Raw genomic sequence first — 9,095 nt, 5'->3', positions numbered from 1 at the left:
CTTCGGGCAGGCCGCCGGTGGCGCCGGGGGCGGGTTTGGTCAGCCGGCCGGCGGAGGTGCGCAGGGCTTCGGGCAGGCTCCCAACGCCGGGGCCCCCGGCGGGTTCGGTCAGCCGGCCGGGCAAGGGCAGGGGTTTGGACAGCCCGCTCCCGGGGGATTTGGCCAGCAGTCGGCACCCGGTGGTTTCGGCGCGCCCCCTCCCACCGCTGCGCCCCCGGAGAAGAAAGAAGAGAAAAGCGGCGACGCCGCGGGGATCATCTCCTGGGATGAGATCGCCGCCAGCGATGAAGCCCTCTCCGAGGGAGAGGACGATGTCGCGGCCAGCGACTACCAGCGCATTCAGTCGGCCAGCAAGAAGGCCGGCGCCAAGTCCGATGAGACCAACCCGGTGGTGGTGATCGTCGGGGTGCTGATCGCGGTGGGCATGCTTGGTTATACTTTCCTGGGAGGTGGGCCCGCGACCGATACCGGCGGAGAGGAACAGATCGCCTACTCGGAGCTCCCGCCGGTGCAGCTTGATGTGGACTGCGTCGCCGCGACCGATTGCATGCGGAAGGCGCAGGAGACCTACATGATCGCGTCGGATCTGCTGAGCAAACGCGACGTGGAGAACCGCAACCTCTTCGACGGCTACAAGCGTCTTCTGGAAGCCCGCGAGCTGATGACGATGGGCGGCGTGGAGCAGTTCCCGGCAGAGATGAAGGACTGGCAGGCGCTGCATGATGATGCCCGCGCCCAGCTCGACACCTACTACAAGAACTTCCGGGCGGCCTTCCACAGCGCCAAACAACGCCAGCGTTATATGGAGATGGCCGAGACGCTCAAGCAGCTGGAAGCATTCTTCCCCGACAAGACCTCGCGTGAGAATCGCTGGGCGTCGGAGATGGAGCTGGAGATGAAGAGCAACGGCACCTACCCGCGGACCATGCGTTAAAGGCGATATGAGTCAGTTCAAAGGAAGGTTCATGAGCCTGCGCTGCGTGGTTGCGCAGGCTCTTCTCGTTGGCATGCTCGCGTTTATCGCCGGCTGCGTCACGACGCAGTCGTTGGGCGATCGGGCGTTTAAGAGCGAAGAGTACTCGCTGGCGTTGGAGTACTACGAGCAGGCGATTGCGGAGGGCTCGCGCGATCCTGAGCTCTATTTTCGAGCGGCGCGAGCGGCGACCAACGTGGGCGCGTTTGCCCAGGCGGAGCGTTACTACAGCCGCTCGCTTCGCCACGGCGGAGGTGTGCGTGTGGCGCGCTCACTTGCTCAGCTCTATGTGCAGACGAGCAACTTCGCCCAGGCCGTGCGCGTCTACCAGTACCTGATGAGGGTGGAAGAGGATGTGCAGCCGGTCTACAGCAACATGGGTGCCGCGTTGATGTATGCGGGGCGTTATCTGGATGCGGAGTCGTTCATGATCATCGCGCAGCAGATGAAGCCCGCAGATCCGGTGCCCTATATCAACCTGGGTGTGCTCTATGACCGTCACATCCGCAATCGGCCTCGGGCGGTGGCGTTTTACCAGTGCTTCACCGAGCTCACCAGCGACGCCTCGCAGCGCCGCCAGGTTCAGAACCGGATGATGGAGATGGCCAATGAGGGATCGATCGATGCCTCTCGGGTCGGGCTGAGATGCGGTGAGACCTACCGTTTGCCCGAGCCTGTGGCCGTGGATCTGAGCGCGGCGCTCAAGGACTACGGCGGTGAGGTGGACCTGGGGTTTGAGGTTGAGGCGGGGCAGGAGCCCGCAGAGATCGAGGTTCAACGCATTGCGCCGCCTGAAGAAGGCGCGTCGACGGAGGCTCCTGCGGCCGATGAGAGCGACGACGCCTCTCCTGCAGAAGAAGAGATCGAGCCGAAGGTGTCCGAAGCGTCCGGGAGTGATGTCATCGGTGGTGATCGTGGCGAGAACGCCGCGCCGGGTGAGGCCGAGGCTGGCGAGTCGGGCGACGACGCGTTGGTGGACGATGCCGAGGCGTTGGCGCTGAACTATTATGAGGATGGTCGCTACGACGACGCGCTGCGCGCGCTTCGCTCGGTCGAGAAGCGAAGCGATCAGGGGGATCGGGTCTTCGGGCTTGCGCTTTACCGCACGGGTCGCTTCGAGGAGGCCGCCGAGTGGCTGGAGCTAACCCTGGCACGCCTGCCCTCACCCGAGGTCACCGGCGCGCTTGTGGATGCCTACCGACGTCTGGGGCAGCGGGACGCGCTGCGCGTGGTATGTGAGCGCTTTGAGGGATGGCCTGATTACGAAGGTGCGTTGCAGGGGTGTCCCGGTGAGGCTCTGCAGATCGACTAAGCCGGTGGCCCGGTTCGGGCACGTGGAGGAAAGCGATGATGCGTCGAATGCGAAACGCCTGGGAGCGAACCCCGGCGTGGCTGGGGCGGGGAAGGGGAGCGACGGCGGCGGAGTACATGGTGCTCCTGATGCTCGCGGCCCTCTTTATCGTGGCGATGATTCGGGTGTTCGGCTCCTCGGTGACCTCGAAGTTTGAGGCCAGCCGCCAGGAGATCTCGGGGATCAGCAGCGAAGATCGCGGCGCGGCAAGCGGGGCGGGGCAGGGGGGAGCCGGAGCGGCGAACTCCGAGCAGCGCAGCATGACACGCACCACCGTGGCGAGCACGGCAGCGAGCTCTGAGGCCGCAGAAGCCCGAGCGCGTGGCGAGCGACCGCAGGCCCGGTGGTGGTCGGTCGGTGGGGTGAGCTGGATTGTGGTGGCGATCGTGCTGGGGCTCTTCGGGCTTCTGGGCTACGTGATCTTCGGCGGTAAGAAGGAGTGAGGCGATAGGGCCTACTCCACTGCGGCGAGCACGAAGCGAAAGAGCAGGACGCAGAGCACGCCGTAAGCCAGATCCATAGCGATCATCGCCTTGAGCCATCCCTCAATCTGGGGCCAGCCCTGCCCGGCGAGCAGGGCGGCGCTGATCTTCACGCCGGCGATGAGCAGCGGAATGAGCAAGGGATAAAGCAGCACCGGCAGGAGCACTTCGCGAAGATCGTTTTTGACGAGCATCGCCGAGACGAGCGTGCCCAGGGTGGCAAAGCCCAGCGTGCCGATGAGCACCGAACCCAGGTGCAACGCCCAGGTCGGGCCCAGGTTTACTGAGAACGCCAGGAGCAGCAGGGGGATGAGCGCGAGTTCAAAGAGCAGCATAAAGATCAGGTTTGCAGCGAGCTTTCCGATATAGAGGCTGACCTGGCTGCCGGGGATGAGCGCCAGGGCGCGCAGGCAACCGCTGGCCGTCTCATGTTGAAAGCTGCGCCCGATGGCCAGCGTGCCGCTGAAGACGATCGAGATCCACAGGATGCCCGGGAAGACCCCCGCGGTGGCGTCGCCGCTGCGGTAGAAGGCAAAGGTGAAGACTGCCATCAGCAGCACCGAGAAGGCCACGGTGGTCGTGAGGATCTCGCGGGTGCGCCACTCCCGGCGCAGATCTTTGGCCAGGATGGTGCGGCTCTGTCGCAGGATAAGCGCGGTCTTCATGGCGAGAATTACCAGCTCTCAGGCGTGGGCCTGATAATGGGAGATAAGCGAGGTGCCGGGGGGGAGCGGACCGCTGGCGCGCAGCTGACCTTTGCGAAGGATGAGCACGTTATCCGCCAGCGTCTCGATGAGCGAGAAGTTGTGCGAGATGATCACGACGATACGCCCCTCCTTGCGGAGCTCGCCGAGAAGGTTGCTGACCAGGGCGGTGCCCGCCTGGTCGAGGCCGGTGGCCGGCTCATCGAGGAGCACTAGCTGCGGGTCGTGCAGGAGCGCGCGGGCAATGGTCAGCCGCTGCTTCATGCCTCGGGAGTAGGTGCCAACCGGGCGGTCTGCGGCGGCGCTTAAGCCCACGCGCTCAAGCCAGGTTTCGGCGAGCTTCTGGATGTGGGGGATGCCGTAGAGCTGGCCGAAGAAGGTCAGGTTCTCGCGGCCGGTGAGCTCGTCGTAGACGAGCGTCTGGTGGCTGACCCAGCCGATGCGGGCGCGGCCCCGGCGGGCGAAGTCGCGAAAGGCGACCTTGCCAAAGCGCACCTCGCCATCGGAAGGCGCATCGACGGTGGCGAGGATGTTGAGGAGCGTGGACTTTCCGGCACCGTTGTTGCCCAGAAGCGCGGTGATGGAGCCCGCTGCAAGCGTGGTGCTGACGCGGTGGAGGGCATAGGAGCGCCCGAAGACGCGCGAGACGTCTCGCAGCGTCACTGCGTTGGGGGAGCGTGGGGGCATGGAGCGCTCGGCGGTGCCGGCAAGCAGTCAGCGGTCAGCTCTGAGGGGCGTGGCCCAGATCGCGCAGCTTGGAGAGGATCAGCGAGAGGCGTTCGCGCAAAAGTCCGACCTCCGCGTCGATCTCCCACCGGGTCTCTTCGTCAGCGCTCTGGCGCAGGCGCCTGAGCTCGGCCAGCTCGTCGAGCAGCAGCTCGCGCTCGGCGTTGAGCGCGCTTACGATCTCCTCGCGCTTGCTGCCGTCATGAAGGCGGCGATGCTCCCGAAGTCCGAAGACGATGACGAGCAGCGAGACCAGAATCCCCAGCGCCAACGCGATCCATCCGCCCATCGGTCGTCCGAAGGGGAGGCCGCGCAGCTGAAAGGCGTAGGCTTGACCGGGGGCCACATCGCTGCGGTTGGCGATGAGGAACTCCATATCATCGCGCAGCCCCAGCGAGGAGGCGTCGGTGGTCAGCTCAAAGCCCGGGGCCACCAGCTCCAGGGTGCCCAGGCGCGGGGTGCGCTTGTACTGGGTCTGAAGCGGGGCGATGAGCTGAAGGGTGTCGGTCGGCCAGGCCATCTCCTGCTCGTAATTGAAGACGTCATCGCGCGCCGATACCGAGAAGCGGATCTGCATCGTGACCGGCTCGCCGGGCTTGATGACGCCCTTCCAGAAGACGACGTTGTTGATGATCTCGAAGGTTCCCTGGCCGTCGGCGCGGATGCCCTCGGCTTTGACGGGCAGGCGAATGGGAAGGCCGCGCTCGTAGGCCGGGTCCGGGAGCATCGCGACGTCGACGGCGTGCTCGGCGTCCAGGGTGAAGGTCCAGGTCTGGCTGAGAATGATGTACTCCTCCCAGGGTTCGACGATGACGCGTTTGGAGGCGACACGAAGCCCGGAGAGGTCGTGACCGCGGTCGAAGACACGCACGTTCATGCGCACGCCGTCGGCCGCGGCATAGGCGCGGGAGCTAAAGGGCACGCCCCCGTAGGTGGCGTGCGCGCTCAGGCGCAGGCCCTGCTGGGCCACCGCAGCGGGCACCTGGTTGAAGACGGCCAGACCCTCGGCGTTGGCCACCGAGGTCCAGCGCGCCACCGGCTCCGGCGCGGTGACCTCGAAGGGGCCACGGGGGCGCGCGGCCTCCAGGATCACCGGGGTCCCGGTGAGATCGGTATCCGGATCGGCGCCGTGCTCAAGCTGCACGTTGATCGTCCAAGGCTGAGCGGCCGGGGCCGCAGGTGCGGCCTGGGGCTGGCCCTGCGCCATCGGGGCAGCCGGCGCCTGCGGAAGTCCGGAGGCATCCTGAGCCAGGGCAGGCGTGGCGACGAGCGCCACGACGAGCGTGGCGAGTGTGGCGGGAAGGAGAGCGGGGAACTTCATCCGGTGACCTCGGAGGTCAGGGGGGCAGCGTGACGGGGGAGCTCGTCGTGCGAGGCTTCGCGCGGCGTTCCACAAATGGCGCAGAAGCGCGCGCGAGGGCTGAGCGGCTCACCGCATTCGGTGCACGCCTCGTCGGCCTTAGCGTCGCTTCTGGTGGCCCGTGGGCCGTCTTCTACAACGGTAGCCTCGGCTGGAGGCTCGGGCAGAGCCTCCTGGCGAGCGATCACCGCGTCTTCGATGTGGGATTCCCACTCGCGTCCGCCGTGGATGGCGTCGAGGCGACGCATGATCGCGACGGCGCGGCGTTCGTGGGAGCGTTTAAAGCGCTTGTAGTCTTCGGGGGAGATCTTGGCGGTCTGGTGGTCGTATTCGATGTCGCGTAGCGACTGCACAAGGGCGGCTTTGCGGGCCATCAGGCCCTCGATCTCGCGGAGCTCCTCGTCGAGGACCTCAAAGCGAAGCTGTTCATCGCGCTGCGCTAGAAAGGGGCGCAGCATGTTGAGCAGTCCCCAGAGCGTAAACGCGATGGCGACGATCAGCAGAGGGAGGCTCATGAGGGCTCCGGCTGCACGGGAGATGCTTCAGAAGGGGCGTCGGTGAGCGCGGCCACCGGGGCCTCTTCCAGACGGCGGGAGTCGCCCCAGGAGGTGTGCGACTCGACGGTCCAGACGAGCATGGGCGAGAAGACGAGGACGACGACGCCGCCGAAGATCGCCGCGCGACCGATGCCGCCGGCGCCGGGACGCAAGGACTCCAGAGATTCGCGGGTCGGCCACAGGCAGATCAGCGTGCCCAGCACCAGGATGATGCCGCCAAACCAGAACCACCAGGTAAAGGGGCTGACAAAGATCTTGAAGGCGGCGCGGCGGCCGTCAGGATCGAAGTTGACCAGCGCTACGTAGACGTCTTCGAGCGGGGTGGAGCGGATGTCGATCTCGCTGACCGGCATGTTGGGGCTGGAGTGGAAGACGGATTTACCGGGGTGCATCTCGTAGAGCGGGCGACCGTCGCGGGCGACCTGCACGCTGGAGGAGTAGAGCACGCGCTCGCGGTTATGCTGATCGCTCAAGCCCTGGTAGGTGAAGGTGAAGTCGCCGATCTGCACCGACTCACCCTGAGCCAGGCTGACGTCTTTTTCGATCTTCATGGCGTTGCCGGCAAAGGCGACAAACGCAAAGACCACCCCCAGGTGCACGATGTAGCCGCCGTAGCGGCGTTTCTGTTTCATGCAGAGGCGGTAGAGCGACTCGCCGAAGCTCTCGTCGTGCATACGCCGGCGGGCGCTGATGCCGCGGGAGAACTCCTGGACGATGGTGGCGCCGACGAAGAAGCACAGGGCGATGGCGATGATCGCATAGCTGGCGTCGAGGCTGTCCGGGCTGACCAGCCCCTGGCCGCGTACCACCCAGTAGAGGCCCACGCTTAAGGGGGTGAGGATGAGAGCGGCGGCGATGGGGATGATGAAGTTGCGCTGGAAGTTCTTCCAGTTGGCCCGACGCCAGGCGATGATCGTGCCGATGCCCATCATCAGCATCATCAACAGACCCAGGGGGATCATCCAGCGGTTAAACCACTGGGGGCCCATGGCGATGTCCTGGCCGGTGAGGCCCTCTTTGATGCGCGGCCACAGGGTGCCGAAGAGCACCACGGCGGTCATCGAGAGGAACATCCAGTTGTTGAAGATAAAGGCCGCCTCGCGACTGACCGGGCTGTCCAGGCGCTGCTCGCTCTTGAGGGCTTTCCAGCGGTAGATAAAGAGCGCGACGCTCAAGACGGTGACGGTGATCAAGAGGTTAAGGAAGTAGGGGCCGATCTCGCTCTGGGCGAAGGAGTGCACCGACTCAATAAGACCGCTGCGGGTGATGTAGGTGCCGAAGATCGTCAGCAGGAAGGTGCCGATCATCAGCCCGACGTTCCAGCGCTTGAGCATCCCGCGGCGCTCCTGGATGAGCAGGGAGTGGATCAGCGCGGTGGAGGTCAGCCAGGGCAAGAGCGCGGCGTTTTCGACCGGGTCCCAGGCCCAGTATCCGCCCCAGCCCAGCTCCTCGTAGGCCCACATGCCGCCGAGGATGTTGCCGATGCTCAAGAAGAGCCAGGGCCACAGGATCCACTTGCGCGCGGCCTCCACCCAGGCGTTGGAGAGGTTTCCGCTCAAGAGCGCGGCGATCGCGAAGGCAAAGGGCACCGTCATCGAGGCCATGCCGGTGAGCAGGGCGGGCGGGTGCAGCACCATCTTCGGGGTCTGCAAAAGGGGGTTGAGCCCCTTACCCTGGGTGGGGTCGTCGATGAGGTGGTAGCCCTCAAAGGGGTTGGAGCCGAAGACCAGGATGACGAGCAGGCCAGCGGCCACCGCCAGGCTTACGGCCATCACCCAGGGCATGAAGTCCTGGTAGCTCTTGCGGTTGGTGTAGACGCAGATGGCCGTAAAGAGGGTGACCTTCCAGATCCAGAAGAGGAGGCTTCCGGCCTGGCCGCCCCAGAAGGCGCCGAGCAAATAGAAGGTCGGCATGCTCTGGTCGGAGAAGGCCGCCACGTATTTGATGCTGAAGTCGTGGGTAAGCAGCGCGTGGATGAGCACCATTGAGGCCACCGAGATGGCGCCGAAGGTGGTGTAGGTCGCAAAGCGCGTGGCGTGTAAGAAGCGCCGCGAGCCGGTGCGTGCTGCGATGATGCCCATGGTCACGCCGACGAGCGCGACGTAGAGCGCCAGATAGATGGCAAGGGATCCGAGCCAACTCATAGAATGTCCGGGGTTTAGCGTGCGGCTTGTGGCGAGAGCTCAGCGCCGGTGGGGGGGGCACCTTCGTAGCGGCTGGGGCATTTGACGAGGACTTCATCGGCGTGAAGCGTCAGGTTCTCGTCGACGACGCCCTGGGCGACCACTTCGCTGTCTTCCTGGAAGGTGTCGGGGAGCGCCCGGGTGTAGACAACTTTCATGCCCACGCCTTGCTCGGAGATGCGGAAGGTGTTTTCAATGCCACCGGCCACGCCCTCAAAGGAGCCGGGCTCGACGATGCCTTTGACGCGCACGGTCTTGCCGATGAGGTCGTCGCCTTTGGCCACGGCCTGATCCACTTCGTAGAAGTAGGTCTCACCTTCGAGGCCATCGAGGACCAGAAAGGCGATGGCGACGATGGCGACGAGCACGCCGATGATCAGGCCCCAGCTCGGGCCGTCGGCCTCGGAGGTGGGACGATCGTCGTAGGCGTCGAGCTCCTCATCGAGGAGGTCGGCGTCGAGGTCACCGTCCCAGCCGTGGGCGTTGGGGTCGGAGGGGGGCGTGGTGTGAGGGCTCATAGCAGGATCCAGAATAATACGGTTGACGAAGCCACCGGGGGAACGTCGTGATCAGGTCCAGTCATTCCCCGAAAACACACGGTTCTCGGGGACCACGGACCTGATGTGAGGGTTAGCGTAAGCGCACCATGCTGGCAAGGCGAGGGCTTGCGGCATTTTGACGCGAGGTCCGGTGCAGAAACGCCAGACGCGGCGCCCCGGGGTGTCGGGGGCCGCGTCTGTGGTGGTGCCAGAGAGAGGG

9 protein-coding genes are annotated in these 9,095 nt (G+C 65.4%); 3 read left to right on the top strand and 6 right to left on the bottom strand.

What is annotated here, in order from left to right:
- From FRC96_RS17760 to FRC96_RS17750, 3 genes are all read left to right on the top strand, one after another.
- A partial coding sequence (locus FRC96_RS17760; protein WP_230470399.1) for a hypothetical protein occupies positions 1–934 on the top strand: 934 nt, incomplete at its 5' end.
- Positions 935–965: 31 nt separating this feature from the next.
- Complete coding sequence (locus FRC96_RS17755; protein ID WP_230470398.1) at positions 966–2,285, top strand: tetratricopeptide repeat protein; 1,320 nt, start codon at positions 966–968, stop codon at positions 2,283–2,285.
- Positions 2,286–2,320: 35 nt separating this feature from the next.
- Positions 2,321–2,767, top strand: coding sequence for a Flp family type IVb pilin (locus FRC96_RS17750; protein WP_146976447.1), 447 nt, complete (start codon positions 2,321–2,323; stop codon positions 2,765–2,767).
- Positions 2,768–2,778: 11 nt separating this feature from the next.
- On the opposite strand, the gene FRC96_RS17745 is transcribed toward FRC96_RS17750, so the two are convergent.
- The 6 genes from FRC96_RS17745 to FRC96_RS17720 are packed head-to-tail and all read right to left on the bottom strand — an operon-like array spanning position 2,779 to position 8,854.
- On the bottom strand, positions 2,779–3,471 hold the full coding sequence (locus FRC96_RS17745) for a heme exporter protein CcmB (RefSeq protein WP_146976445.1): 693 nt from the start codon (positions 3,469–3,471) through the stop codon (positions 2,779–2,781).
- A gap of 18 nt (positions 3,472–3,489) precedes the next feature.
- Positions 3,490–4,197: an ABC transporter ATP-binding protein gene (locus tag FRC96_RS17740; protein WP_146976444.1), complete on the bottom strand. Its 708-nt coding sequence runs from the start codon at positions 4,195–4,197 to the stop codon at positions 3,490–3,492.
- 34 nt (positions 4,198–4,231) lie between these two features.
- The gene (locus FRC96_RS17735; RefSeq protein WP_146976442.1) at positions 4,232–5,557 is read right to left on the bottom strand and encodes a hypothetical protein; all 1,326 of its coding nucleotides are present in this window, start codon (positions 5,555–5,557) and stop codon (positions 4,232–4,234) included.
- Positions 5,554–6,111 (bottom strand): zinc ribbon domain-containing protein, encoded by a 558-nt coding sequence (locus tag FRC96_RS17730; RefSeq protein WP_146976440.1) that lies wholly within the window; start codon positions 6,109–6,111, stop codon positions 5,554–5,556. Before FRC96_RS17730 ends, FRC96_RS17735 begins: the two co-directional genes overlap by 4 nt.
- Positions 6,108–8,297 (bottom strand): heme lyase CcmF/NrfE family subunit, encoded by a 2,190-nt coding sequence (locus tag FRC96_RS17725; RefSeq protein ID WP_146976438.1) that lies wholly within the window; start codon positions 8,295–8,297, stop codon positions 6,108–6,110. The genes FRC96_RS17730 and FRC96_RS17725 overlap by 4 nt, the downstream gene beginning before the upstream one ends.
- Positions 8,298–8,311: 14 nt before the next feature.
- Complete coding sequence (locus FRC96_RS17720; protein ID WP_146976437.1) at positions 8,312–8,854, bottom strand: cytochrome c maturation protein CcmE; 543 nt, start codon at positions 8,852–8,854, stop codon at positions 8,312–8,314.
- Between the last annotated feature and the right edge of the window lie 241 nt (positions 8,855–9,095).

Source organism: Lujinxingia vulgaris, assembly GCF_007997005.1.
Lineage (GTDB): Bacteria > Myxococcota_A > Bradymonadia > Bradymonadales > Bradymonadaceae > Lujinxingia.
This window is presented reverse-complemented; position numbering and strand designations above follow the sequence as displayed.